Annotated in this window: 25 protein-coding genes; 14 read left to right on the top strand and 11 right to left on the bottom strand. The window is 59.6% G+C overall.

Translation table 11 applies throughout. The features are described 5' to 3' along the window. Positions 1 to 85: 85 nt before the first annotated feature. From LOY43_RS00325 to LOY43_RS00310, 4 genes are read right to left on the bottom strand one after another with little or no spacing between them, the layout of a single operon-like run. Complete coding sequence (locus LOY43_RS00325; RefSeq protein ID WP_095049537.1) at positions 86 to 799, bottom strand: PA5502 family lipoprotein; 714 nt, start codon at positions 797 to 799, stop codon at positions 86 to 88. Positions 800 to 836: 37 nt separating this feature from the next. Continuing rightward, complete coding sequence (gene znuB, locus LOY43_RS00320; protein WP_007911758.1) at positions 837 to 1,625, bottom strand: zinc ABC transporter permease subunit ZnuB; 789 nt, start codon at positions 1,623 to 1,625, stop codon at positions 837 to 839. Then, on the bottom strand, positions 1,618 to 2,403 hold the full coding sequence (gene znuC / locus LOY43_RS00315) for a zinc ABC transporter ATP-binding protein ZnuC (RefSeq protein ID WP_007911759.1): 786 nt from the start codon (positions 2,401 to 2,403) through the stop codon (positions 1,618 to 1,620). Before znuC ends, znuB begins: the two co-directional genes overlap by 8 nt. Next, positions 2,403 to 2,885 carry a Fur family transcriptional regulator gene (locus LOY43_RS00310; protein WP_007911760.1) on the bottom strand — a complete coding sequence of 161 codons (483 nt, stop codon included), beginning with the start codon at positions 2,883 to 2,885 and terminating at the stop codon, positions 2,403 to 2,405. Before LOY43_RS00310 ends, znuC begins: the two co-directional genes overlap by 1 nt. Positions 2,886 to 2,951: 66 nt before the next feature. Between LOY43_RS00310 and LOY43_RS00305 the strand changes: the two genes are divergently transcribed. Further along, positions 2,952 to 3,872 (top strand): zinc ABC transporter substrate-binding protein, encoded by a 921-nt coding sequence (locus tag LOY43_RS00305; RefSeq protein ID WP_258709042.1) that lies wholly within the window; start codon positions 2,952 to 2,954, stop codon positions 3,870 to 3,872. Positions 3,873 to 3,955: 83 nt separating this feature from the next. On the opposite strand, the gene LOY43_RS00300 is transcribed toward LOY43_RS00305, so the two are convergent. Both LOY43_RS00300 and LOY43_RS00295 read right to left on the bottom strand, forming a co-directional pair. Next, positions 3,956 to 4,909, bottom strand: coding sequence for a homoserine kinase (locus tag LOY43_RS00300; RefSeq protein ID WP_095049538.1), 954 nt, complete (start codon positions 4,907 to 4,909; stop codon positions 3,956 to 3,958). A gap of 54 nt (positions 4,910 to 4,963) precedes the next feature. Beyond that, the gene (locus tag LOY43_RS00295; protein WP_258709041.1) at positions 4,964 to 5,254 is read right to left on the bottom strand and encodes a DUF2782 domain-containing protein; all 291 of its coding nucleotides are present in this window, start codon (positions 5,252 to 5,254) and stop codon (positions 4,964 to 4,966) included. A gap of 74 nt (positions 5,255 to 5,328) precedes the next feature. Between LOY43_RS00295 and polA the strand changes: the two genes are divergently transcribed. Continuing rightward, positions 5,329 to 8,133, top strand: coding sequence for a DNA polymerase I (gene polA / locus LOY43_RS00290; protein ID WP_258709040.1), 2,805 nt, complete (start codon positions 5,329 to 5,331; stop codon positions 8,131 to 8,133). A 411-nt stretch (positions 8,134 to 8,544) separates the two neighbouring features. Here polA and yihA read toward each other — a convergent pair whose 3' ends face one another. Then, positions 8,545 to 9,186: a ribosome biogenesis GTP-binding protein YihA/YsxC gene (yihA, locus tag LOY43_RS00285; protein WP_007911767.1), complete on the bottom strand. Its 642-nt coding sequence runs from the start codon at positions 9,184 to 9,186 to the stop codon at positions 8,545 to 8,547. Positions 9,187 to 9,377: 191 nt separating this feature from the next. Between yihA and LOY43_RS00280 the strand changes: the two genes are divergently transcribed. From LOY43_RS00280 to LOY43_RS00250, 7 genes are all read left to right on the top strand, one after another. After that, positions 9,378 to 9,683 (top strand): cytochrome c5 family protein, encoded by a 306-nt coding sequence (locus tag LOY43_RS00280; RefSeq protein ID WP_095049540.1) that lies wholly within the window; start codon positions 9,378 to 9,380, stop codon positions 9,681 to 9,683. Positions 9,684 to 9,713: 30 nt separating this feature from the next. Then, complete coding sequence (locus LOY43_RS00275; protein WP_016986443.1) at positions 9,714 to 10,325, top strand: cytochrome c; 612 nt, start codon at positions 9,714 to 9,716, stop codon at positions 10,323 to 10,325. Positions 10,326 to 10,512: 187 nt separating this feature from the next. After that, entirely contained in the window at positions 10,513 to 11,154 is a 642-nt protein-coding gene (locus LOY43_RS00270; RefSeq protein WP_134176534.1) for a thiol:disulfide interchange protein DsbA/DsbL, read from the top strand. A 14-nt stretch (positions 11,155 to 11,168) separates the two neighbouring features. Continuing rightward, positions 11,169 to 12,047 (top strand): endonuclease/exonuclease/phosphatase family protein, encoded by an 879-nt coding sequence (locus LOY43_RS00265; protein ID WP_007911779.1) that lies wholly within the window; start codon positions 11,169 to 11,171, stop codon positions 12,045 to 12,047. Next, entirely contained in the window at positions 12,044 to 14,122 is a 2,079-nt protein-coding gene (locus LOY43_RS00260) for a diguanylate cyclase (protein WP_258709039.1), read from the top strand. Before LOY43_RS00265 ends, LOY43_RS00260 begins: the two co-directional genes overlap by 4 nt. A 101-nt stretch (positions 14,123 to 14,223) precedes the next feature. Further along, positions 14,224 to 15,006 carry an N-acetylmuramoyl-L-alanine amidase gene (locus LOY43_RS00255; protein ID WP_095049543.1) on the top strand — a complete coding sequence of 261 codons (783 nt, stop codon included), beginning with the start codon at positions 14,224 to 14,226 and terminating at the stop codon, positions 15,004 to 15,006. 76 nt (positions 15,007 to 15,082) lie between these two features. Next, positions 15,083 to 16,696 carry an EAL domain-containing protein gene (locus tag LOY43_RS00250; protein WP_176471263.1) on the top strand — a complete coding sequence of 538 codons (1,614 nt, stop codon included), beginning with the start codon at positions 15,083 to 15,085 and terminating at the stop codon, positions 16,694 to 16,696. Here the strand turns inward: LOY43_RS00250 and LOY43_RS00245 are convergent. Then, positions 16,693 to 18,483, bottom strand: coding sequence for a KinB sensor domain-containing domain (locus tag LOY43_RS00245; protein WP_258709038.1), 1,791 nt, complete (start codon positions 18,481 to 18,483; stop codon positions 16,693 to 16,695). The two genes, LOY43_RS00250 and LOY43_RS00245, sit on opposite strands and share 4 nt — an antisense overlap. Before the next feature lie 10 nt (positions 18,484 to 18,493). Continuing rightward, positions 18,494 to 19,840 carry a sigma-54-dependent response regulator transcription factor AlgB gene (gene algB, locus LOY43_RS00240; protein ID WP_095049546.1) on the bottom strand — a complete coding sequence of 449 codons (1,347 nt, stop codon included), beginning with the start codon at positions 19,838 to 19,840 and terminating at the stop codon, positions 18,494 to 18,496. 427 nt (positions 19,841 to 20,267) lie between these two features. Between algB and LOY43_RS00235 the strand changes: the two genes are divergently transcribed. From LOY43_RS00235 to LOY43_RS00215, 5 genes are all read left to right on the top strand, one after another. Continuing rightward, entirely contained in the window at positions 20,268 to 20,552 is a 285-nt protein-coding gene (locus LOY43_RS00235) for a hypothetical protein (RefSeq protein WP_093429512.1), read from the top strand. A 71-nt stretch (positions 20,553 to 20,623) separates the two neighbouring features. Further along, positions 20,624 to 20,788, top strand: a complete 165-nt coding sequence (locus LOY43_RS00230) for a DUF1328 domain-containing protein (protein WP_003177151.1) — start codon at positions 20,624 to 20,626, stop codon at positions 20,786 to 20,788. A 2-nt stretch (positions 20,789 to 20,790) separates the two neighbouring features. Beyond that, a complete protein-coding gene (locus LOY43_RS00225; protein WP_095049547.1) occupies positions 20,791 to 21,255 on the top strand; it encodes an inhibitor of vertebrate lysozyme family protein in 465 nt (154 codons plus the stop codon). Positions 21,256 to 21,957: 702 nt separating this feature from the next. Continuing rightward, positions 21,958 to 23,289 carry a glutamate/aspartate:proton symporter GltP gene (gene gltP / locus LOY43_RS00220; protein WP_034152229.1) on the top strand — a complete coding sequence of 444 codons (1,332 nt, stop codon included), beginning with the start codon at positions 21,958 to 21,960 and terminating at the stop codon, positions 23,287 to 23,289. 217 nt (positions 23,290 to 23,506) lie between these two features. Next, positions 23,507 to 24,736 carry a nucleoside recognition domain-containing protein gene (locus LOY43_RS00215; RefSeq protein WP_095049548.1) on the top strand — a complete coding sequence of 410 codons (1,230 nt, stop codon included), beginning with the start codon at positions 23,507 to 23,509 and terminating at the stop codon, positions 24,734 to 24,736. 121 nt (positions 24,737 to 24,857) lie between these two features. On the opposite strand, the gene LOY43_RS00210 is transcribed toward LOY43_RS00215, so the two are convergent. Both LOY43_RS00210 and LOY43_RS00205 read right to left on the bottom strand, forming a co-directional pair. Then, a complete protein-coding gene (locus tag LOY43_RS00210; protein WP_095049549.1) occupies positions 24,858 to 25,481 on the bottom strand; it encodes an ABC-type transport auxiliary lipoprotein family protein in 624 nt (207 codons plus the stop codon). Next, positions 25,478 to 26,416: an MlaD family protein gene (locus LOY43_RS00205; RefSeq protein WP_095049550.1), complete on the bottom strand. Its 939-nt coding sequence runs from the start codon at positions 26,414 to 26,416 to the stop codon at positions 25,478 to 25,480. Before LOY43_RS00205 ends, LOY43_RS00210 begins: the two co-directional genes overlap by 4 nt.

Genomic DNA, 26,416 nt, shown 5'->3' with positions numbered 1-26,416 from the left:
CTCGCTCCCACAAGGGTTCTCCTATAAACACGAATTTTGTGTTCACTGGAGATCCCTGTGGGAGCGAGCCTGCTCGCGAAGCTTCTTAGGGTTTACGCGGGCTCAGAACCATCTGCGCCGGCACTGTGCGCACGGTCTGTTTCACGATCTTCAGATCAAAATCCGGGTTCAACTTCTTCACCCGCTTGGTCAGCAGAGTCGCCAGCCACGGATAGTCATCGGTGCGCGGTGCCTGAATGGTCACCCCACACTCGTAATTCACCACATCAGCGGCGATCGCGTCGAGTTGACGACGAAGTTTGCGGCTATCGGTGATGTTCAGCGCAACCGTAGTGCTCTCAGCGGTCGGATCAATCACTTTAGCTTTCGGCTTGGCCTCGGCGGCCAGCAATGCAGCCTCAGCCTTTTCCAGCTCAGCCTTGCGCGCTTCGGTAATGGCACCGTTGACGCCACCGGTCAGCGCCGGCGCTTTCGGCATCAACGCGCGAGCACGGCTTAACGCCGTAGCGGCAGCATTCACATCGCCCTTCTGCAGCACGATCTGGCTGCGACGCAGATACGCTTCGGCCAATTGCCGCTGGTATTGCTCAAGGGATTGATCGTTTGGGGTTTCTTTCTGCAAAGCGGCCAACTGATCTTCGGCAGTGGCCAGTTCGCTGCTGGCCAGGCTTTGCTCCAGCTGTGCGATGGCCGTAGCTCGCGCATCGGGGACTTCGGCCACCGGCGGCGTGCTTTGGCAGGCGCCCAGTAGCACTGAAAATGCGACAAGGAGCAGATAACGGGAGGCGAACGGCTTCATTCCTGCGACTCTCTATTTGCGCAAAAAGCGGCCAAGTCTACACCCCACGACGGGGCAGAACAAAACTCAACAGAAACAGTGCGGCCGCCGTCACAACGATTGACGGGCCGGCCGGGGTGTCCTTGAACCACGACAACGCCAGCCCGCCACACACGGCGAGCATGCCCAGCAGGCTCGCGCCCAGCGCCATCTGCTCCGGCGAGCGGGCGTGACGCTGTGCCGCAGCCGCCGGGATGATCAGCAGTGAGGTAATCAGCAACACGCCGACAATTTTCATCGCCACCGCGATCACCACCGCAATCAACAACATCAGCGCCATGCGCAGACCTGCAACCGGCAGGCCTTCGACCTTGGCCAACTCTTCGTGCACGGTAATCGCCAGCAACGGCCGCCACAGCGTCACCAGCAACACCAGCACCGCCGCACTGCCGCCGAGGATCCACGCCAGATCGGTTGGACTGATCGCCAGCAGGTCGCCGAACAGATAGGCCATCAGGTCGATCCGCACTTCATGCATGAAGCTTAGTACCACCAGGCCGAGAGAGAGCGTGCTCGGTGCGAGAATTCCCAAAAGCGTGTCAGACGCCAGCGGTTGACGCTGTTGCAGCGTGACCAGCAGCACCGCCAGCAACAGACAGCCTACGGTCACCGCAACGGTTGGGCTGACATCCAGCAGAAAGCCCAACGCCACACCGAGCAAGGCAGCGTGGGACAAGGTGTCGCCGAAATACGCCATGCGCCGCCAGACCACGAACGAACCCAGCGGACCTGCAACGATCGCCAACGCCAGACCTGCAAGCAGGGCATACAACAGAAAATCAGCCATGCTTGCAGTTGTCTCCGTGAACGTGAGGTTGGCCAATAACCGGCCCTTTGACCACCGAACCGTGCAGGTCGTGAGCGTGGTCGTGATGGTGGTGATAAACCGCCAGGCTCTGCGCGTTCTTGCCGAACAGCTCGACGAACGCCGGATCGCCACTGACCTGCTCGGGATGCCCGGAGCAGCAGACGTGACGGTTGAGGCAGACCACCTGATCGGTGGTGCTCATCACCAAATGCAAATCGTGGGACACCATCAACACGCCGCAGCCATGGCGGTCGCGCAGACGGGTGATCAGGCTGTACAACTCGGCTTGGCCAGCGACGTCGACGCCTTGTACCGGCTCGTCGAGCACCAGCAATTCCGGCTCGCGCAGCAGTGCACGAGCGAGCAACACGCGCTGCATTTCACCGCCGGAAACGCTTTGCACCGGGCTGTCGATGACGTGTTCGGCGCCGACTTCTTTCAGCGCGGCCAGCGCACGCGGACGATCAACGCCCGGCACTAGGCGCAGAAAGCGCAGCACCGACAGCGGCAGGGTCGGATCGACGTGCAGTTTTTGCGGCATGTAGCCGACGCGCAGTTTCGGCTTGCGCCAGACACTGCCGCTGTCCGGCTTCAACAAACCAAGCACGGCGCGCACCAGCGTAGTCTTGCCGGCGCCGTTGGGGCCGATCAGGGTAACGATCTGCCCGGGCTCGACGCTCAGCTCGATGTTGTCCAGCACAGCCTGCCCGGCAAATGTGACGGCGACCTGTTCCAGACGGATCAGCGCATTGCTCATCAAGCCCCCTGGCAACCAGAGCACAGGCCGACGACTTCGACGGTCTGCGCTTCGACGATGAAACCAACGTCTTTGGCGCTGTTGATGATCGCGTCGCTGATCACTTTTTGCTCAAGCTCGATGGCAGCGTGGCAATCGCGGCAGATCAGGAACTGGCCCTGATGCGCGTGTTCCGGGTGCACGCAGCCGACGAAGGCGTTCAGCGAAGAAATGCGGTGCACCAGGCCGTTTTCCAGGAGGAAATCCAGCGCGCGGTACACCGTCGGCGGTGCGGCGCGGCGGCCATCCTGCTCGCTCAGCACCGCAAGAATGTCGTAGGCGCCCAGCGGCTTGTGGCTCTGCCACACCAGTTCCAGCACCCGGCGGCGCAACGCGGTCAGGCGCAAGCCTTTCTGGGCGCACAAGGTATCGGCCTCGGACAAAGCGCTGTGCACGCAATGAGAGTGGTCGTGGGGACGGCTGGCAATCGGTGTAATAGGCATGGGCGGCGACGAGTTTTGATAGAGACGTTATTATGTTACCCGTTCTCGCCTCCTTGAGTGGTCATCGTGTCCCGACTTTTTTCTGTTTTTGTGGCTTTTGTCGCCAGTTTTCTGCTGATCGGTTCGGCTCAGGCCGAGGTCAAAGTCCTCACCAGCATCAAACCGTTGCAGCTGATTGCAGCGGCCGTGCAGGACGGCGTAGCGATTCCCGAAGTGCTGCTGCCGCCGGGTGCTTCGCCACACAATTACGCGCTGCGGCCATCCGACGTACGGAAGGTGCAATCGGTGGATCTGCTCTACTGGATCGGCCCGGACATGGAAGGCTTTCTGCCGCGCGTGTTGAACGGTCGAACGCTGCCGAGCGTCGCGGTGCAGGATCTGCCAGGGATGAAACTGCGGCGTTTCGCTGAGGACAGCCACTCCCACGCCGAAGAGGCTGACGAGCATGATCACGATCACCGTCCTGGCACGCTCGATGCGCACTTGTGGTTATCACCGGTCAATGCGCGGGTAATTGCCGACAAAATGGCCGCGGACTTGAGCGCCGTTGATCCGGCCAATGCCGAGCGCTATCAGAAAAACGCCAAGGCATTTGACGAACGTCTGGACGCACTGGATCAGCGTTTGAAGAAGCGTCTGGCCAGCGTTGAAGGCAAGCCGTACTACGTTTTTCACGAGGCGTTTGATTACTTTGAAGAGGCTTACGGCCTGAAGCATGCCGGCGTGTTCAGCGTGGCCGCCGAAGTGCAGCCGGGCGCGCAACATGTCGCGGCGATGCGCAAGCGCTTGCAGGAAGTCGGCAAGACGTGTGTGTTCAGTGAGCCGCCGTTGCGGCCGCGTTTGGCCGAAACCTTGGTTGCAGGTTTGCCGGTGAAACTGGCGGAGCTGGACGCGTTGGGCGGGTACACCCCGGCGACAGCTCAGGGCTATGAGCAAGTGCTAGAGAAGTTGGGCAATGATCTGGCGGGATGCCTGGAATCTCTGTAGCCGCATAGAAAAAGATCGCAGCCTTCGGCAGCTCCTACAGGTAATCCCATGTAGGAGCTGCCGAAGGCTGCGATCTTTTGATATTAAAGCGCGAAAGGCAAAGGTGTATTGACCTGCTGCCGCTGCGCCAACCGCTGTTCAAACTCTTTCGGATCGTGAATCAACACGTCCTGCCCGGCGAACTGCTCCGCCGCGATCAACCGCGACAGCCAGAACCGCACACAGGCTACACGCAGCATCGTCGGCCACAACTCAGCCTCCGCCGCCGTGAACGGTCGCAACGCCGCATAGGCGCCGAGAAACGCGCGGGCACGCGGCCCGTCGATTAAACCGTCCTCGTCCGAGCACCAGTCATTCAAGGCGATCGCCACGTCATAGAGCATCGGCCCTGAGCAGGCGTTGTAGAAGTCGATCAAACCGGTCAGGTGCGTGCCTTCGAACATCGCGTTATCGCGAAACAGGTCGGCGTGGATGTTGGCGCGAGGCAGCGCAAGAATCTTGTCTTTGCGCTCGGTGATCTCGTTCAACGCCTTTTGCAGCAGCGCACGCGGCTCATCGCTCAGGTGCGAAAGAAACTCCGTGCCCTCTTCCAGCATCCAGTCCAGGCCACGGTCGGTCTTGCGCTTGATCATGCGCTCGTCCTGGGTCGCCAGGTGCAGGTGCGCCTGCAACTCGCCGACCTGCGCGCAATGCTGAGCATTAGCGACCTTGATGTGCTTACCGGAAAGGCGCGGTTGCAGCAGTGCCGGTTTGCCTTTCAGCTCACGCAGCGCCACGCCGTCGGTGGTGCGAAGTGCGTACGGCACCGGCAGATCGGCTTCATGGAGCACATCGAGCAGGTCGATGAAAAACGGCATCTCCTGCACCGGGCCGCGCTCGACCAGGGTCAGGACGAATTCGCCCTGCTCCAGGCTGATAAAGAAATTGGTGTTTTCGCTGCCGGCGGCGATCCCCTGGAAATCAAGCAGACGGCCAAGCCCGTAAGGGGCGAGAAAGGTTTCCAGCTCGGGCCGAGCCAGGGGAGTGAACACAGACATGTTTTAACTGCCAGTACGGGCGCCGCCAATCGCGGCGCCGGGTGAATTAAAAATCTACTTCCATTCGAAAATCTTCCACGACGGAATCAGCATATCCGGCTGATCCGAGCGGATGAAGTTTGCATCCGTCCCGTCTGCACGCACCAGAAAGTAAGGCGGCGCGCCCTTCGGCGTGACTTTGATCGCGTACAGGAAGCCGTTTTGCCGGTACTCCTGAATCGTCTTGTCGCCTTCCGTGCGAATGGTTACTTCAGGATCCCCTGACGGCGCATCATCCGCCGCCATCGCGGTCAACGGTGAGGCAGCAATCAGACCGACCAGCAGCAAGCGATTTAACGTACGCATGATAACCTTGTCCCTTTGTCGTCAACGGTCCCGCTATTCTAGCGCCGGACCCGCCGAAAAGGTTGATCCTGCTCATGAGCCAAGCCCCCCTCGTCCTGGTGGACGGTTCGTCTTACCTGTACCGCGCGTTTCACGCGCTGCCACCACTGACCACCTCCAAAGGCCTGCCGACCGGTGCGGTCAAAGGCGTGCTGAACATGCTCAAGAGTCTGCGCAAGCAGTACCCGGACAGCCCGTTCGCCGTGGTGTTCGACGCCAAGGGCGGGACATTTCGCGATGAAATGTACGCCGAATACAAAGCCAATCGCCCGAGCATGCCCGACGACATGCGCGTGCAGATCGAGCCGCTGCACCAGAGCGTGATCGCCCTCGGTTTCCCGCTGCTGTGCGTGGAAGGCGTCGAGGCTGACGACGTGATCGGCACCCTGGCGCGCAGCAGCGCGGCGGCGGATCGCCCGGTGATCATCTCCACCGGCGACAAGGACATGGCGCAACTGGTCGATGGCCACATTACTTTGGTCAACACCATGTCCGGTAGCTCGATGGACGTGGAGGGCGTTAAGGAGAAATTCGGCGTCGCTCCGGAGCAGATCATCGATTATCTGGCGCTGATGGGCGATTCGTCCGACAACATTCCGGGCGTTCCCGGCATCGGCCCGAAGACTGCGTCCGGCCTGTTGGTCGGCGTCAACGGCGGCCTCACCGAGCTGTACGCCAATCTCGACATCGTGCCGACCCTGCCGATTCGCGGCGCCAAGACCCTGCCGGCCAAGCTTGAAGAGCACAAGGAGATGGCGTTCCTCTCCTATCAACTGGCGACCATCAAGGTCGACGTGCCGCTGGACGTCGAACTCGACGACCTGCAGATGGGCGCCGAAGACCCGGCCAAGCTCTACGAGCTGTACTCGCTGCTGGAATTCAAAAGCTGGATCAATGATCTCGATCGCGACGCCAAACGTCTGGAACTGAGCGCAGCCAGCGAACCTGCGCTGGCCGGCGATCTGTTCAGCGCACCAGCGGAAGAAGCGCCTGTCGCTCCCGCCGAAGCTGCCTACGAAACCATCCTTGATCAGGCGCGCTTCGACGTCTGGCTGGAAAAACTGAACAACGCCAAACTGTTCGCCTTCGACACCGAAACCACCGGCATCGACGCGCAGCAAGCGCAGCTGGTCGGCCTGTCGTTCGCCGTGCAGGCCAACGAAGCCGCGTACATTCCGCTGACCCACTCCTACATCGGCGTGCCGGAACAGCTGGATCGCGACACCGTACTGCGCGCACTCAAGCCGATTCTCGAAGACCCGAGCAAGCTGAAGGTCGGCCAGCACGCCAAGTTCGATATGAATATTCTGGCCAACTGTGCCATCGGCGGCGATCAGAGCCAAGGCATCAACGTGCGCGGCATCGCCTTCGACACGATGCTTGAGTCCTACGTGCTCAACTCCACCGCCACCCGCCACGACATGGACAGCCTCGCGCAGAAGTACCTGGATCACACCACCGTGAGCTTCCAGGACATCGCCGGCAAAGGCGCCAAGCAGCTGACTTTCGACCAGATCGCTTTGGAACAGGCCGGGCCGTACGCCGCCGAAGACGCTGATATCACCCTGCGCCTGCACCAGACGCTGTTCGAAAAACTCAGCGCCATCCCGAGTCTGGCCAGCGTTTTGACCGACATCGAGATTCCGCTGGTGCCGGTACTGGCGCGCATCGAACGCCAAGGCGCGTTCGTTGATGCCGAACTGCTCGGCATTCAGAGCATCGAACTGGGCAACAAAATGGTCGCACTTGAGCGCGAAGCGTTCGAGATCGCCGGGGAAGAATTCAACCTTGGCTCGCCGAAGCAGTTGGGCGTGATTCTCTACGAGAAACTCGGCCTGCCAATATTGAAGAAGACCGCCAAGGGCCAACCGTCCACCGCTGAAGAAGTGCTAGCGAAGCTCGCTGAAGACGATCACCGCTTGCCGAAGGTGCTGATGGAGCACCGGTCGATGAGCAAGCTGAAAAGCACCTACACCGATCGCCTGCCGGAGCAGATCAATCCGCGCACCGGGCGTGTCCACACCTCGTATCACCAGGCTGTGGCATCGACCGGGCGTTTGTCCTCGAGCGATCCAAACCTGCAGAATATCCCGGTGCGCACCGCGGAAGGCCGGCGCATCCGTCAGGCGTTCGTCGCGCCAAAGGGCTACAAACTGCTGGCGGCGGACTATTCGCAGATCGAACTGCGGATCATGGCGCACCTGTCCAAGGACGAAGGCCTGATGAATGCCTTCCGCAACAATCTGGACGTGCACACCGCCACCGCTGCCGAAGTGTTCAAGGTCGAACTCAACGAAGTGACCTCCGACCAGCGCCGTGGCGCCAAGGCGATCAACTTCGGCCTGATCTACGGCATGGGCGCACAGAAGCTCGGCAAGGACATCGGCGTCGACACCAAGACCGCCAAGGCTTATATCGACACCTACTTCGCCCGTTATCCGGGGGTTCGCGAATACATGGATCGCACCCGCGCACAGGCGGCGGATCAGGGTTATGTCGAGACCTTCTTCGGTCGTCGTCTGTACCTGCCAGAAATCAACTCGAACAAGCCGCAGGAACGTGCCGCTGCCGAGCGCACAGCGATCAACGCGCCGATGCAGGGCACGGCTGCCGACATCATCAAGAAAGCCATGGTGGCGGTGGATAACTGGTTGGCGACATCCGGGCTGGACGCCAAAGTCATCCTGCAGGTGCACGATGAACTGGTGCTGGAGGTTCGTGAGGATCTGGTCGAACAAGTCAGTGCCGAGATTCGCGTGCACATGAGCGAGGCGGCGAAACTGGATGTGCCGCTGCTGGTCGAAGTGGGTGTGGGCAACAATTGGGATGAGGCTCACTGAGGCTTTTGAACACGGTTTGCCGCGACCTGTTGTCGCGGCAGCGCCAGTAAAACCTGCTTATTTCGAAAAGCGCTTGGGATTATTCCAAAGCTTTTTGAAAAAAATCTGAACTAATCTGGAAGGACACCACTCAGAGATACTGAATGGCTGGTGAAGCCCTTCGATGCTCCTATGTTGTGTTAAGTGTTGGCAGATATCTGAACCCCGCCCTAGCGGTTCGGAACTTAAACCCCGGAACTTCTCCCTCCCCAATGAAGTCCGGGGCTTTTTTTGCCCGAAAATTGGCTGTGGCACGCTCAGACTGCGTTGAAAGCACAGCTAAAAATGCTCATTTAGGTACCCTAAACTCCGCTTTTTAGCTGTGCTTTCGCCTTGCCTGAGCGCACCACAGCCAATTTTCTAATCCCTGTTTTACTCAGCCGCCTCGGCGCCTTTGTCTGCCAGTTCCATCCAGCCGGCCAGTACAGTGTAGGCCTCTTCCAGGCCCATGCGTTTTGGCGCCGAGAACAGCTGGATGGTGACCAGGTCGCCCCAACCCTTGCGGATTTCCGACTGCACTTTGAGCAGGGTGTTCTTGGCTGCGCCGTAGGTCAGCTTGTCGGCCTTGGTCAGCAGGATGTGCATTGGCATGCCGGCCGCAACGGCCCAGTCGAGCATCAGCAGGTCGAAGTCGGTCATTGGATGACGGATGTCCATCATCAGAATCAGCCCCTTCAAACTCTCGCGGCCACCGAGGTAAGCCTCGAGGTGACGCTGCCAGTGCATCTTCAGCGGGATCGGTACTTTTGCGTAACCGTAGCCCGGCAGGTCGACCAGACGGCGATCTTCGTCTAGCTTGAAGAAGTTCAACAGCTGTGTGCGACCTGGGGTTTTCGAGGTGCGCGCCAGACTGGCGTGAGTCAAAGTGTTCAGTGCGCTGGATTTGCCGGCGTTGGAACGACCGGCGAACGCTACTTCGAAGCCTTCGTCGTCAGGGCATTGATCGACTTTGGCGGCACTGAGCATAAACGTGGACTGTTGGCACAGGCCGAGGATGGGATTCTTGAGTTGCATGGGATTTCCGATGTGGGCGGCGCCGGGATTGGGCGCGGAACGCGGTGTCGCTTCCGTTTCAGTGACGCCAGTATATAATGCCGCAGATTTTGTGTGTGCTTTGTCCCAGCGTAGGATGAAGTTCACGAGAGCGACAGACCTTGATTGCGCATTAGAACGCAGAACGCTCTCAACCCTGAAAAGGTCGTTTTATGACGAAATGGCTGCTGGCTGCCGGAGTCTTGATGCCGCTTTACAGCGCACAGGCTACACAGGATCCGGAAGCTGTGTACAACCGTGTTTGTGGTGCCTGTCATTCCGGCCAACTACCAATGGCGCCCGAAAGAGGCGATCAGGAAGCTTGGACGCCGAGGTTGGCGAAAGGTATGGAGACGCTGGTGCAACACGTGACCCAGGGTTTCAAGGCGATGCCGCCGCGTGGTTTGTGCATGGACTGCAGTGCCGAGGATTACCAAGCCATCATCCTGTGGATGAGCGCGAGTAAGCCCGGTCCATAACTTAACCCTTAGCCGTAGTTGGATTAGCTGATGAACAAATTGATCGTGAGTCTGCTGTTGACCGTGGGAATCTCAGGCTTCGCCCATGCTGCCGGTGATGCCGCAGCAGGCCAGGCAAAAGCCGCCGTATGCGGAGCCTGCCATGGCCCGGACGGGAACAGCATGGCGCCAAACTTTCCGAAACTGGCCGGTCAAGGTGAACGCTACCTGACCAAGCAATTGCACGACATCAAGTCGGGCAAGCGCACCGTTCTGGAAATGACCGGATTGCTGACCAACCTGAGCGATCAGGACCTGGCCGACATCGCCGCCTACTTCGCCAGCCAGAAAGGCAGCGTCGGCGCCGCCGATCCGAAGATCGTCGCTCGCGGTGAAGCGCTGTTCCGTGGCGGCAACCTGGCCAAGGGCCTGCCCGCTTGCACCGGTTGTCACTCGCCGAACGGCGCCGGCAACGCCGCTGCCGGCTTCCCGCACCTGGGTGGCCAACACGCTCAATACATCGCCAAGCAACTGACCGATTTCCGCAAGGAAGAAGGCGGCCGCAACAACGACGGCGACACGATGACCATGCAGACCATCGCCAAGCGCCTGAGCGACGAAGACATCGCTGCGGTCTCCAGCTACATTCAAGGTCTGCACTAAGCGCACTTGGCGGCGATAGATCTCGGGCAACGTTAACGCTCGATTAATCCGTCGCAGCAAGTATAAAAAGGGTGGCTTTGGCCGCCCTTTTTTGTGGCCGCTACCGTTACACTACAGAACTCATGCCCGCCAGGATCTGTCTGAAAACAGGTCGCGCGAGGCGACCGAAATTGTCCAGGAGTAAAGCATGCGTAATCTGATCATCAGCGCCGCCCTCGTCGCTGCCAGCCTGTTCGGCGTGACCGCTCAAGCCGCCGAAGCCCCTGCCGCACCTTATGTCGAATTGGCTAACCCGGTGCCAGTGGCAGAGCCTGGCAAGATCGAAGTGGTCGAGCTGTTCTGGTACGGCTGCCCGCACTGCTACGCCTTTGAGCCGGTGATCAACCCTTGGGTTGATAAACTGCCGTCCGACGTCAACTTCGTACGCATCCCGGCCATGTTCGGCGGCCCGTGGGACGCTCACGGCCAGATGTTCCTGACCCTCGAAGCCATGGGTGTCGAGCACAAGGTTCACAACGCAGTTTTCGAAGCAATCCAGAAACAACACAAGAAGCTGACCGACAAGAACGACATGGCTGACTTCCTCGCCACTCAAGGCGTGGACAAGGATAAATTCCTCGCCACTTTCGACTCGTTCGCCATCAAGGGTCAGATCGTAAAAGCTCGCGAACTGGCCAAGAAGTATGAAATCACTGGCGTTCCAACCATGATCGTCAACGGCAAATACCGTTTTGACATCGGCTCCGCCGGTGGTGCCGAGCAAGCGCTGAAACTGGCTGACCAACTGGTCGCCAAAGAGCGAGCGGCAACCAAGGCTGCTGCCAACTAAGCGCGGCAACCGCCATGCGCCGCTGGAAGTCCGAACGCATCGTTGGCCTGCATGATCCGCAGGTCAATGAGCATCACCTGGAGTCAACGGGCCTGCCCGCAGACCAGCGTCTGCGTTTGCTCAGTTTCAATATCCAGGTCGGCATCAGCACCGAGCGCTATCGGCATTACCTGACCCGTAGCTGGCAGCACCTGCTGCCGCACAACGGGCGTTCAGGCAACCTGCAAAAGATCGGCGACCTGCTGGGCGACTTCGATCTGGTCGCCCTGCAGGAAGCCGATGGCGGCAGCCTGCGTTCGGGCTACGTCAATCAGGTGGAACATCTGGCCCAACTCGGCGCCTTCCCCTACTGGTATCAACAACTCAATCGCAATCTCGGCCGACTCGCTCAGCACAGCAACGGCGTGCTCAGTCGTCTGAAACCGTCGGCGATTGAAGATCACCCGCTGCCCGGCCCGAAAGGTCGCGGGGCGATTCTGCTGCGTTTCGGCGAAGGCCCGGAAGCGCTGGTGGTGGTGATGATGCATCTGGCCCTTGGCGCGCGAACCCGCAGCCTGCAACTGGCCTATATTCGTGAGCTGATCGGTGGCTATAAACACCAAGTGTTGATGGGCGACATGAACACCCATGCCAGCGATCTGCTACAACATTCTCCGTTACGCGATCTCGGCCTGCTGGCCCCGCAGGTGGAAGCGACATTCCCCAGCTGGCGCCCGCAGCGTTGCCTTGATCATATTTTGCTCAGCCCGACCCTGACCCTGGAAAAGGTCGAAGTGCTGGCACAACCGATTTCCGATCACCTGCCGGTCGCGGTAGAGATTCGTCTGCCGGGTTCGCTCACGGCCGATGCATTGCCCGCGTTGAGTCCTGCCCCTCGCGGAACCCCTGAATGAGCGACGACGCCCAGCGCTGGAAAGAGAAGTACCTCAAAAGCATCGAACAACAGGACAAACTCGAACGTCGCTGGGCCGCCAGGCTCGACTTGCTGCGTCGCGGCCTGGTGCGCAGCACGCTGGCGGCTGAAGGCACCGATAAAGTCGTTGATCAGTGCATGAAAGAGATGCGCGACGTGGTGCGCACTGATGACATGGACGCCGGCCTCGCCGCCCTGCTGCCGCGCCTGGAAAAAGCCGTGCTCGATTCCGAGCAGCGCCGCGAAACCCGCATCGATCAAGTCAGTACCGCGCTGACATCGCTGGTCACTCAGTTGCAGGCTTTGCCGTTGCCGCGTGAAGTCGCTCAGCCACTGAAGAAATTCGCCAAACAACTGGATAGCCGCGTCGGTTCGGCGCGGGAAATGCCACTGTTGCTGAGTGAACTCAGCGGCTTGCAGGGCAAGGCTTTGAGTCAGCTGGAAACGCCAGCCGAGCCGGGACGCCCAGGATTGTTGCAGCGTTTGTTTGGTAGCCGTGACAGCGAAGAAGCGCTAGCGACACAATCCCCCGCGCAGGTTCCAGCCTCGCCGCCAGAGCAACCACTGGCTGCACCGTCAACCACAGCGGAAACCGCACAGCTCGCGCCTGTCGCGGCGGCTGAGCCGGTACCGGCAGCGCCTGCCAGCGAAGCACTTGCGCCTGTTGTCGAACCACCCACGCCAGCCGCTCCAGCCCAGTTGGAACCGGCAAATGTAGTGGCCTTCGTACCGCCAACGGTCATCAGCGAAGTTATCAGTGAACCGCTCGAACCGGAGGCAGAGCGCTTCGAGCCCGAGCCTGTTTTCGCCCCGGCTTCAGCGCCGGCTCAAGCGCCGATCACCGCTGAGGCGGTCAATCCCGATGAACTGATCCACCCCGGTGATCCATCACCACCGATCATCGACAGCCTGCCCCTGCCCGAACCGATTGCTCAGGCGCTGGCCGCCATCGACCCGGAACAGCCCGAGCACGACATCCTGTTCGCCCTGCCGGACACCCCGGAGCCGTCTTACAGTTCCGTGGCCAAGCACATCGAAGACACCCTGATCGGGCTGCTCGACGACCTGACCCTGCCGGAACGCCACCGCCCGCAAGCCGAAGCCATGCGTGAGCGGCTAAAACACGGTTTGAACTGGTACGAACTGATCCCGATTCTCGACGATCTTGCAACGTTGATGCTGGCGATCACCGACAGCGGCCAGCACGAATTCGAAGCCTATCTGCAACAGCTCAATGAACGCCTCGAAGCGTTTCAGAGCAATCTGCAAGCCGCCAGCGAGGGCCATGCCGACAACAGCTCGGCGGCGAAAGCCATGGACACGCAGATCCGTGAGCAAGTCGACGGCCTGCAGACCAGCGTGCAGGAAGCTGCGGATCTGGAAGACCTCAAGCACGTGCTGGAAAATCATCTTGAAGGCCTGCTCGGCACCATGGACCAGCATCAGAAGCAGCGCGACGCCCGCGAGCAAGAAGTCGCCACGCGGCTGAAAAGCCTGTCCGAACGCGTGGCGCATATGGAGCAGGAAGCCCAGGGTTTCCGCGAACATCTTGAAGTACAACGGCAGAAAGCACTGATCGACCCGCTCACCGGCCTGCCGAACCGCGCCGCGTGGAGCGAACGCCTTGAGCATGAAATCAAACAGTGGCAACTGCACGGCAACACGCTGAGCCTGGCCATGCTCGACCTCGATCACTTCAAGCGGATCAATGACAACTACGGCCATCTGGCCGGCGACAAGGTGCTGAAAATCATCGCCACCGTACTGCGCAAGCGTCTGCGCGGCGCCGATTTCATCGCCCGTTTCGGCGGTGAGGAGTTCGTTCTGTTGATGCCGGCGACGCCGCCAGCGGTCGGCGCAAAATTGCTGGAAACCCTGCGCGCCGCTATCGAAGCCTGCCCGTTCCACTTCAAGGGTGAACGAGTGACCATCACCATCTCCATGGGACTGGCGACATTCCGTGCCGGAGAACACAGCGATCTTGTATTGAAGAGAGCCGATCAGGCGTTATACCGAGCGAAAAATGCGGGGCGCAACAGGGTCGAGCTGGGCTGAGCAAATTGTTCCATTTTGTTTAAATCCGCCCACTGACCGTCGAGACGCGAGGCAGTACGTTACACTGTTGCATTACTGTCTTGCGTGTACTGCCTTCTGCCATGAAATTCTTTACCCTCCTCGCTTCGCTGCTCGTTCTGGCCGGTTGTGCCAGCGGCCCGCGCTACAACACCAGCCATCCTTCGGCCAATTACGACAGCCGCATTCAGTTTGTGGTTGTGCATTACACGTCGGCCTCGCTGGAGCGCTCGCTGCAATTGCTGACCCACGGCGAAGTCAGCAGCCATTACCTGATCGGCGACGACAAGAGCGGCACCATCTACAAGCTGATGGACGAAAACCAGCGCGCCTGGCACGCCGGCGAAAGCCAATGGCAGGGCCGTACCTGGCTAAACTCAAGCTCGATCGGTATCGAAATCGTCAATCCGGGCTTCAAGGACACCCCGACCGGCCGTCTGTGGTATCCGTACAGCGAAGCGCAGATTCAATCGTTGATCGTCCTGCTCAAGGACATCAGCAAGCGCAACGGCATCAGCCCGCGCCACATCATTGGCCATAGCGACATCGCGCCATTGCGCAAACTCGATCCGGGCCCTTTGTTCCCGTGGAAACGTCTCGCCGCCGAAGGCTTGGGCGTATGGCCGAACGAACAGGCAGTAGCGCGCCAGCAAATGCTGTTCAACAGTAGTGAACTGCCGAGCATCAGCTGGTTCCAGGCACAGTTGGCGCACTTGGGTTATGACACACCGCAGACCGGTGAGCTGGACGTTGCCACACGCCACGTCCTCGCCGCCTTCCAGATGCACTTCCGCCCTTCGCGCTTCGACGGCACGCCGGATGCACAAACGGCAGCGTTGTTGCTGGTACTCAATCAGACAAAATAATGACGCCCGCCCGACGGTCAGGGCGAAATTGCAATCAGCAGCTATAACTCATTGGTAATTCTTCGGATATTCCATGATGGTTGCTACCCGAGAGACGCTGCGTAGCTGGTTTTATCGCCCCTGGTTTTTGGCGATGATCGCGGCTGTCCTCAGTGCCTGCCTGCTGATCGCCGGCGGTATGTTCGTGGCGATGCGTCAGGTCGAGCAAAACGAAAGCCAACAAATGAACGCACAAGGCGAACGTTTCCTGGCCCGCCTCGAACAATTGTTTGGCCAGTTGCGTGAAAGTCTCGATGACCTGGAAGCGCAGCCCTTGCGCAGTTGTGACGATGAAATGATCGCCACCCTGCAGCAAGTCACCTTCAACTATCGCTTCGTCTATGAAGCGGCTTACATGGACGCTTCGCGGATCTGCTCCAACCGTCCGCGCCAGGAAGGCCTGTCGGTGGTCCGCGCGCCAGACATCAAAGGCCCGACCTACAGCTATTGGCTGAACACCACCACCGAACCTGATGAAAACCGCGCGGCGCTGATGCTGGGGCGCGGCAATTTCCGCGTCGCCACCTCGCGCGGGCATCTGACCGACATGGTCGATTTGTCTCCCGGTAGCAGCCTGCTGGTGGTGCTCGATCATGGCACCCGTGCTATCCCGGTGCTTGGCACGGCGCAAGCCTGGCCACCCACGGAACACTGGCCACCGAAAAGTCGCGATGCCCTGCAAGTTACGCAAACCCGACTGATCTACCGCATGCCCACGGATAATCCGGAGTATCAGTTGGTCCTGATCACACCCAGAACCGGCATGCACATTCCGGCTGTCTGGTGGTGGATCATCCCGGCGTGTCTGCTGCTCGGCGCCTTTGTCGGATTTTTCGTGTTCTTACTGGTGCGCCAGCGTCAGTCTCTGGATGCCGAACTACACGGTGCAATTCGCCGTGGCGAGCTGCAGGTGCTCTATCAACCGATCTTCGACCTCGACAGCCGCAACTGCGTCGGTGCCGAGGCCCTGCTGCGCTGGCGCCGCCCCGACGGTACGCTGACCAGCCCTGACCTGTTCATCCCCATGGCAGAAAACACCGGGCAGATCCGGCAGATGACCGACTTCGTCCTGCAGCGCCTGCTGGAGCAACTGGGCCAGTTGCTGCGCGCCAATCCGCAGCTATACATCTCGGTCAACCTGGCAGCCTGCGACGTGATGGTGCCACGCATCGGCCAGGTCATGGCGCGGCTGCTCACACTGCATCGCGTGGCGGCGCGGCAGATTGCCTTCGAGGTCACCGAACGTGGCTTGATTGATGTGGTGGTGGCACGGGAAAACCTGCAAGCGCTGCGCGATGTTGGCCATCAGGTGCTGATCGACGATTTCGGCACCGGCTATTGCAGCCTCGCCTACTTGCAAACCTTGCCAGTGGACTGCTTGAAGATCGACAAAGCATTCATTGATGCACTGGGCCATGACGCGGCCAGCAGCGGCGTCGCCCCGCACATCATTCACATGGCCCAGGCGCTGGATTTGAAGGTGATTGCCGAAGGCATCGAGCTCGAATCCCAAGCGCAATTGCTCAGCAGTGAAGGGGTGAAATTCGGTCAGGGCTGGTTGTTCGCCCATGCGCTGAGCGCGGTGCAATTCATCGAACTGATCACCCGTGGCCGGCGCCTTGCCGGGCGACGCATGGATGATGAAGCCTAGACAGCGAGCGCCATATAAAACTGCGTGCCCTGCCCCGGCCGTGAGTAAACGCCCATGCGTCCACCATGCAACTGGACGATTTCCTTGCACAACGCCAAGCCCAAACCGGCACCGCCCTTCTTGCGCCCTACCTGCACGAAAGGTTCGAAGATCCGCCCCTGCTGGCCGTAGGCAATGCCTTCGCCGTTGTCTTCGACGCTGATAATCAGCCGCTCGCCATGCCGACGTGCCTGCAAGCGGATCTGACCGTCGCGGGCGGTATGGCGCAAGGCGTTGTCGATCAGGTTATCCAGCACACGATCGAGCTGTGCCTGATCGGCCTGCAAACGTGGCAACGGTCCCTGCACTTCGACATGCAGGGCGATGCCCTTGGCCGCCGCCGAATCGGCAAAGCGCAGTTGCGCCTGCTCCAGCAAATCCTCGATGGAGCATGGTGCCAGCGTGAGTTTCTGCAGGCCATTCTGATAACGCGAGAAGTTGAGCAAGTCGTTTATCAACTGCATCAAGCGCTGCATCTCTTCGTTCACGGTGTCGAGCAAATCGGCTTCGCGCGATTCCGGGGCGTACTTCGCTCGTTCGCGGAACAGCCCGAAGGCCATGTGCATGCCGGTGACCGGCGTGCGCAGCTCATGGGAAGCGCGCAACACGAATTCGCTGCGCACCCGCTCGAAGGCGCGTTGCTCGGTCACGTCATGCAAGACCATCACCGCGCCAAGGATATGCCCCTGCGTGTGGCTGACCGGCGTCAGGCTGTAGGTCAGCAAACGAGATTCGCCGTCGACCTCGATGCTCAGGTCTTCCGGTGCGCGCTCAAGCGAGCCACCGCGCAACACCAGTTGCAACTGCGCATCCAGCTCCGGCCGCTCCAGCGCGGTGCCCAAGCCTTGGCCGAGGCGATCATCTTCCCAACCCAACTGGCGCTGAGCCACCGGATTGAGGTGTTCCAGATGCCCCTGGCGGTCGATCATCAGCAAGCCGTCGTCGATACTGTCGAGCACCGCTTGCAGCCGCTGCTGACCGGCGAACAATTCGTCGACGTTGGTCGCCTGATGTTCCCGCAGGGCCTCAGCCATCAGGCCGAAACGCTTGGTCAGCAGGTTCATTTCCATCGCGGAGGAAATCGGCAGGGTCACTTCAAAATTGCCTTGGCCGATATTGTCCGCCGCCTGCGCCAGCGCCTCGATCGGCGCGCCGAAACGCCGGGCAATCCCGTGGGCCGTGATGAAGCCGATGATCAACACCGCCAGCCCGACAAATCCCAGCAGACCGGCGATCAACAATGCCCGGTCGCGCGCTTGATGCTGAACCGCGTTAATGTTGTCCAGTGCATGCTTGTGTTCAGTGATCAAACCGTTGCGCAGCGTGTTGAAGCGCTCTCGGAGGTTGGCGTTGCTGCTCAACGCAGCCGCCGGATCACGGGACACATCAAAGGCCTGAAGAAAACTCAGGTAATCAGCCTTGGCCTGACTGAAACCATACTGGCGGCCATCGCCAATGTGCTCTTGGGCGATACCGTCATCAAGCAACTTGAGATACTGCTGCTTGGACGCCTCGAACGCGACCGGATCGGGTTCTTCGGCGAGCATGAGGACCAGTTGATCACCCAGGGTTTGTCGCAGCTTGAGGCCCAGATCGAGAGTGACGAAGTTGTTACGCAGCGTCGTTTCCTGCGAGCCAGCCATTTGCATCACGCTGACCAGCCCGAGCAACAGCCCGAGCAAGGCCACGGTGATGAGAGCGGAAATGCTCAAGAACAAACGGGTCCGCAACTTCATCGCCAATTTCATCGTCGGGCACTCACAGGTTGTACTGCTTGCGCTTGCGATACAGGGTCGAGGCATCGATGCCGAGCGTTTTCGCCGCTTGGTCCAAGGTGCCGGCGGTGGCGAGGACGGCGCCGATGTGCGCCTTCTCCAACTCATCGAGACTCAACGCGGCACCGACTCGTGGCGCGTTGTTGGCCGGTTGTTCGGCCATGCCCAGGTGGCTGATCTCCACGCGTTCCTGCGGGCAGATGATGCTCGCCCGCTCGACCACGTTGCGCAACTCGCGAATGTTGCCCGGCCAGCGATAGCCGAGCAGTGCCTCGCGAGCCTCGTCGCTGAAGCCACGTGCCGGACGCGCATACTCTTTGACGAAGCGGGCGAGGAAGCGGTCGGCCAACGTCAGGATGTCCTCGGCGCGCTCGCGCAGTGGCGGCAGGTGCAGGGTGATGACGTTCAGGCGATAGAGCAGGTCTTCACGGAAACGCCCGTCACGGACCATATCTTCGAGATTGAGATTGGTCGCCGCTAGAATGCGCACGTCGGCGCGGCGGGTGACCGGATCCCCTACCCGCTCGTATTCCTTGTCCTGAATGAAACGTAGCAACTTGGGTTGTAATGTCAGTGGAAAATCGCCGATCTCGTCGAGAAACAGAGTGCCGCCGTCAGCCTGATTGACTCGACCCAACGTGCTTTCGCTGGCCCCGGTAAAGGCGCCACGACTGTGACCGAACAGCTCGCTTTCCATCAATTCCGCCGTCAGCGACGGGCAGTTGATGGTCACGCAGGATTTTTTCTCGCGCTTGCTCCAGCCGTGAATCGCTCGGGCTAGCTCACCTTTACCAGTGCCGGACTCGCCGAGGATCAGAATGTTGGCGTCGGTGCCGGCGACCTGACGTGCAGTTTCCAGTACGACTTTCATCGCCGGGCTGTGGGAATCGAGACCGTCCTTCGGTTTGCGGATCTCGCCTTCGAGGGCCTCGAGGCGCGCCGACAGTTGGCGCACTTCCAATTGCTTGGCAGTGGCCAGACGCAACTGATCCGGGCTGCACGGTTTGACCAGATAGTCGGCGGCGCCGGCCTGGATCGCGTCGACGGCGGTATCGACAGCCGAATGCGCGGTGACAATCACCACTCGCATCCATGGTGCCTGAATGCGCATCTGCGCCAGTACGTCGAGGCCGTTGTCTTCTCCCAGACGTAAATCAAGGAAGCACAGATCGAAGACCTGGCGTTGCAGCAAGGTGTCGGCCTGAGCCGCGCTGTTGGCTGTGGCAACCGTATAGCCTTCATCTTCGAGGCAATAACGGAAAGTACGCAGGATGGCGGATTCGTCGTCCACCAGCAGAATGCGGCCTTGATGCTCAGTGGCAGATTCCATTTTTCCTACGCTCCATAGTGATTGGTCTTGGGTTAGTCCCGGAAAAATCGGGCAAGTTGCATGGTTGATTCTGAACGATGCCAGCCATAGGAGGGTAGCTCTCTCCTGCCTTTACGGCCAATACGTTGATTTTGTTGGTTTTTTAAACAAATGCCGATTTGCAGGGCATTCCCTGCGTACTTTTCTGACATCTGCGCCCTGCTCTCAATTCCATAAGAATGAAATCTCCTACGAAAAAATCGTGCATTGCGCACGATCCCAGATGCCCCATCGTGCAGGATGCGTCGCGAAAGTTTTCTACCGCGCCTATAACCAATTGATTTTATTGAATATTTTTCAATTAAAAAACTGGCATGCAGGCTGCAATACCTCATTCAGCCCGGGCAGAAATGAACTGCCCCAACCGAATAAGAGTGAGGAACCCAGGATGACTCGCCAACGTGCCGCCCAAGTGCGTATCTCGCCACTGCATATTCAGCAAGGTCTGTTTGGCGTACTGGCGCTGTTGATCACCCTGATCGCCTGTCAGCAATACCTGCGCTGGGAAAACAGCCAGCAGGTTGAGCCGCTGATTTCGATCCAGCACAACACGCAAACGCACTTCAGCGCCGTCAGCAGCAGCCAGGCCGAGAGCGCCTCGATGCGCATGATGGATGTCGATCAGGCGCAGCCGCTGGATCAACTGCCACGTGAAGAGCGTTGGGTTTTCTAAAGAACAGATGAATTCGGGCGCGCAGCGCCAGAACACGTAACACCCTAAATAGAGAAGTAAGGAGAATCACCATGTTGAGCTGGGCAATTACATTCTTGATCATTGCCATCATCGCTGCCGTACTGGGCTTCGGTGGTATCGCGGGCACCGCCACGGGTATCGCCAAGATTCTCTTTGTCGTGTTCCTGGTGATGTTCATCGCTTCCTTCTTCTTTGGCCGTCGCGGCCGAGGTTAACGATGACTGTGTTAAAGACACTGGCAGCCGCCCTGCTTCTGGGCGGCAGTGCCATGGCGATGGCGGCCAATGACGGCCAGGCGCGGGTCAACGAACTATTGAGTTCCGACCCGCAGTATCGCGAAACCTGGGAAGGCGTGGTGAAGAAGGAAGAACGCCTGCCGGAATGGGTGATGAACCTGTCCGGCACGCCTGACCAGCAGATGAATGCCGTGACTGAAGATGGCGACCAGTATCTGGTCGGCCCGCTCTGCGAATCCGCAGACAAGTGCCTGAACCACCGCTTGATCGTCGCGTTCAGTTTCGACAAGAAAGACGCATACGCCATGCTCGTGGATGTGCCCGAAGGACTGCCGGCCGACAAGTCGCCAACGCGACATGCCACCTACCGCTTCCTCGGCAAACCCGATCAGGGCATGCAGGATCTTTTGATGGAAACCCTGAAGAAAGATCCGAAGTGGTACTGATTTGAACATGATGGCAGCAGCCCTGCTGCCTTCCATTGCGCCCACCTGAGGAAGGCAGGCGCATGACCAAGGGGCCGGGACGTTCTGACTGTTGCAGGGTCGGAGTGACCTACGGGGACAGGGAGTGCCTGCGCAAGGGCCGGGTCAGGGTAAAAGCTGCGCCGCAGGTTCGCCGACCCGTAGTGGCTCGACGGACTTGCGCTGAGCTTTCCAACACGCAAAACATTGACCCAGAGCGTCTAGCTCATCCTTTTTATCGCTGACACTGCGCGCGAAAACATTACGCGGTGTTTCATGGCGACCGTATATCGACAAAGAGACCACTTAAACAGTAGGACTTCTAGTCTTCCTGCGTAGGCTTTTTCCTAAATATTTCGTCGATTTTTCTCGTTCAAAAAACAACCAACCTAGGCTGTGATGGCCGGTTCACGGCACTTATGCCGGCCGAAATGTCACAATCGAACCGGTTGGGACGCCAGTTTCATTTAAAAAAGCTCATGCCGATTCGGCATAGGGTAGGCGTTTACGGCATTAGACGGCGCAACCTTGCATCGGAATAGTTGCGCCTTTTTTCGCCTGCCGAAGAGCCGTAAATACGCGCTTCGGGGCACCTTATACGGAGGCAGATGCACAGACTTTTCCGCTAAAGAGCGTTCCAGTTCCTGCATGTGCCTGAGTCAAACGCAAGTAAGGGTAAAGATAATGAAGAAGGCAAAAATCAGCCTCGCCTGGCAGATCCTCATCGGTCTTGTTCTAGGGATTGCAATTGGTGCGTTGCTCAATCACTTCAGTGCCGAGAAGGCTTGGTGGATCAGCAACGTCCTGCAACCGGCAGGCGATATCTTTATCCGTCTGATCAAGATGATCGTGATCCCGATCGTCATCTCTTCCCTGATTGTCGGCATTGCCGGCGTGGGCGACGCCAAGAAACTCGGGCGGATTGGCCTGAAGACGATCATCTATTTCGAAATCGTCACCACCATCGCCATCGTTGTCGGCCTGCTGCTGGCCAACCTGTTCCACCCGGGTACCGGCATCGACATGAGCACCCTGGGCACGGTGGACATCTCGAAGTACCAGGCGACCGCCGCCGAAGTGCAGCATGAACACGCGTTCATCGAGACCATCCTCAACCTGATCCCGTCGAACATCTTCGCGGCCATGGCCCGCGGCGAAATGCTGCCGATCATCTTCTTCTCCGTGCTGTTCGGTCTCGGTCTGTCGAGCCTGCAGTCGGACCTGCGCGAGCCGCTGGTGAAGATGTTCCAGGGCGTCTCGGAAAGCATGTTCAAAGTCACCCACATGATCATGAACTATGCGCCGATCGGCGTGTTCGCACTGATCGCGGTGACCGTGGCCAACTTCGGCTTCGCCTCGCTGCTGCCGCTGGCGAAACTGGTGATCCTGGTTTACGTCGCCATCGCCTTCTTTGCCTTCGTGGTGCTGGGCCTGATCGCCAAGCTGTTCGGTTTCTCTGTGATCAAGCTGATGCGCATCTTCAAGGATGAGCTGGTGCTGGCCTACTCCACCGCGTCTTCGGAAACCGTGCTGCCACGCGTGATCGAGAAGATGGAAGCCTACGGCGCACCGAAAGCCATCTGCAGCTTCGTGGTGCCGACCGGTTATTCGTTCAACCTCGACGGTTCGACCCTGTACCAGTCGATCGCCGCCATCTTTATTGCCCAGCTGTACGGCATCGACCTGTCGATCAGCCAGCAGCTGCTGCTGGTCCTGACCCTGATGGTCACCTCCAAAGGCATCGCCGGTGTACCGGGCGTGTCCTTCGTGGTACTGCTGGCCACTCTGGGCAGCGTCGGCATTCCGCTGGAAGGCTTGGCGTTCATCGCCGGTGTCGACCGCATCATGGACATGGCGCGTACCGCTCTGAACGTGATTGGTAACGCCCTGGCGGTACTGGTTATCGCACGTTGGGAAGGCATGTACGACGATGCCAAGGGCCAGCGCTACTGGAACTCCCTGCCGCACTGGCGCAGCAAGGAAAAACTGCCGGCAGGCGAAATCTCCAAGAACTGACACACCCCTGTAGGAGCTGCCGCAGGCTGCGATCTGTTGATCTTGCTTTTTAAAAACAAAATCAAAAGATCGCAGCCTTCGGCAGCTCCTACAGGAGATTGAGGTCAACCCGGTAAATGGGGTGGCAGCAGGTACACACAAACCCCGGAGAAATCCGGGGTTTGTCGTTTCTGGCGACCCCGCTATCATTCGCGGCATTCTTCGGGGGATTTGACTGATGCTTAATGGCCTGTGGCTTGGCTTCTTCATCGTGGCAGCCGTATCGGCGCTGGCGCAGTGGCTGATCGGCGGCAACGCCGGGATCTTTGCGGCGATGGTGGAAAGCATTTTCGCCATGGCCAAGCTCTCGGTCGAAGTCATGGTGCTGCTGTTCGGCACCCTCACCCTGTGGCTGGGCTTTCTGCGCATCGCCGAGAAGGCCGGGATCGTCGAGTGGCTGGCCAAGGTACTCGGCCCCCTGTTCCTTCGGCTGATGCCGGAAGTCCCGGCCGGTCACCCTGCCCTTGGCCTGATCACTCTGAACTTCGCCGCCAACGGTCTGGGCCTCGACAACGCGGCCACGCCCATCGGCCTGAAAGCCATGAAGGCGCTGCAGGAGCTCAATCCCAGTGCCACCATCGCCAGTAACGCGCAAATCCTCTTCCTGGTGCTCAACGCCTCCTCCCTGACCCTGCTGCCGGTGACGATCTTCATGTACCGCGCCCAGCAAGGCGCGCCAGATCCGACGCTGGTGTTCCTGCCGATCCTGCTGGCGACCAGTTGTTCGACGATCGTCGGCTTCCTCTCGGTGGCGTTCATGCAGCGCCTGCGGATCTGGGATCCAGTGGTGCTGGCCTATCTGGTACCGGGTGCGCTGTTGTTGGGTGGCTTCATGGCGTTGCTCGGCACCCTTTCAGCGACGGCTTTGGCGGGATTGTCGTCGATCCTCGGCAATCTCACGCTGTTCGGGTTGATCATGCTGTTTCTGATCATCGGCGCGTTGAGGAAAGTGAAGGTTTACGAGGCGTTCGTTGAAGGCGCGAAGGAAGGCTTCGACGTCGCGAAGAACCTGCTGCCGTATCTGGTGGCGATGCTCTGTGCGGTCGGCGTACTGCGTGCTTCCGGGGCGTTGGACTTCGGTCTGGATGGCATTCGTCATCTGGTCGAGTGGGCGGGTTGGGACACACGGTTTGTCGATGCGTTGCCGACGGCGATGGTCAAGCCGTTCTCCGGCAGCGCAGCGCGGGCCATGCTGATCGAGACGATGAAGACCTCGGGCGTCGACAGCTTCCCGGCGCTGGTCGCGGCGACGGTGCAGGGTAGTACCGAGACGACGTTCTATGTGCTGGCAGTGTATTTCGGCGCGGTGGGCATTCAGCGGGCGCGGCATGCGGTGGGGTGTGCGTTGCTGGCGGAACTGGCGGGTGTGCTCGGCGCGATTGGCGTGTGCTACTGGTTCTTCGGCTGATCACACATCAAAATTGTAGGAGCGAGTCTGCTCGCGATAGCGGTTTATCAATCGCCATCATCGGTGACTGATACACCGCTATCGCGAGCAGGCTCACTCCTACAGGGGTTGTGTGTCGGGCTTAAGGTTTTGGGGGGGCCAGTTTCTGGCCTTGTTCGACAGCCCAAGCGACGATTTTGGCGGTCAGGCGATCACTGGCCTGGCCAAACCCGGCCACCACCGCCGGCACCTGTACATCGTTCAGAGGCTGGCGCTCTTCAAAGCGGCGACTGGCCAGAATGCGCTGGTCATAACCGCGCACCAGCAACGCATCGACGCGCACCACAACGCTGGCCTGTGAGCCTTGGTATTCGGTCTGAAACGCCTGCAAACTCCCGCCCAATTCCAGATCCGCCGCAAAGTTGCTGTCATCGGTACTAAGCAACGTCACCCGACCATCACGCTGAAACCCATCGAGCAAGCGATTACGCACCAGCACCGGCGCCGGATCACTCCAGCGCGAGCCCTTGTAACTGCTGATCACGTCGCCCTGCGGAATCACCGCAATCGTCGGCCGGTTCAACGCCTCACTGGCCTGCAACTTGTTCAGCCGCAACGACCAAGACTGAGTCGCCGCTGAACTGGCCGAGGCGGGCGCCTGTGCGGCCGGCAGGCGATAGACATCCGACGGCTCGGACTGGGGCAGAATCGAACAGGCGCTGATCAGCGTGAAGCCGGCGAGGAGGGCAAGTCGAGTCAGCTTCATGGCGTGAATTCCTTGTTCTTGTCACGGCCCAGCAGGTAGCCGCTGGGGTTGGCCTCAAGGCGTTGGGAGATGGCGCGCAGCGAGGTCAGCGTCTCGCGCAGTTCGCGGATCGCCGGGGCCAGGCCATTAAGGCCCTGCATGCCGTTGTCGAGGGAGTTTTCGTTTTTGTTCAGCAGGGTGCTGATCGTCGCGGTACTTTGCTCCAGCGACTTCATGGCTTGTTCGGCACTGCCCAATGCCTGTTTGCCCTGATCGTTGATCAAGCCGTTGGCATTGCGCATCAATAACGAGGTCTGTTCGAGCATGCTGCCGGCCTGTTTGCCAACGCTCGCCAGTTGTTGCATGGCTTGCTTGATGTCACCGCGCTGATCGTTGATGGTGCCGGTGGTCTGCTCCAGATGGGCGAGGGTTTTGCTCACACGCTCGACGTTCTCGGCAGAAAACATCTGGTTGGCGTTCTGCAGCAGCGCAGTGATGCCGGTCATCAAATCGTTGCTGTCATTGAGCAAGCGCGAAATAGGCGAGGGCGAGGCGACGATGGTCGGCAGATTGCCGTCATGCCCACGCAGTTTCGGGCTTTCGGGTGTACCACCGCTGAGCTGGATGATCGAGGTCCCCGTGATCCCGGCCAGCGCCAGTTTGGCCTGGGTGTCCTCCTTGACCGGCGTATCACCGGCCAGACGAATCCGCGCCAGCACCCGCCGCGGATCCTTTGGATCAAGGCGCAGGTTGATCACATCGCCGACCTTGATCCCGCTGTACTGCACCGGGCTGCCCTTGGACAAGCCACTGACCGCCTCGCTGAAGACAATCTCGTAATCCTTGAACTCGGTGTCGACACTGGACTTTGCCAGGAAAAGACCGAAGAGCAGGGCACCTGCCACCACAATCACGGTGAACAGGCCGATCAACACATGATGCGCTCGGGTTTCCAT

The organism is Pseudomonas sp. B21-041, assembly GCF_024748675.1.
Classification (GTDB): domain Bacteria; phylum Pseudomonadota; class Gammaproteobacteria; order Pseudomonadales; family Pseudomonadaceae; genus Aquipseudomonas; species Aquipseudomonas neuropathica.
Note: the sequence above shows the minus strand (reverse complement) of the source record. Positions and strands in the feature narration are given on the sequence as shown.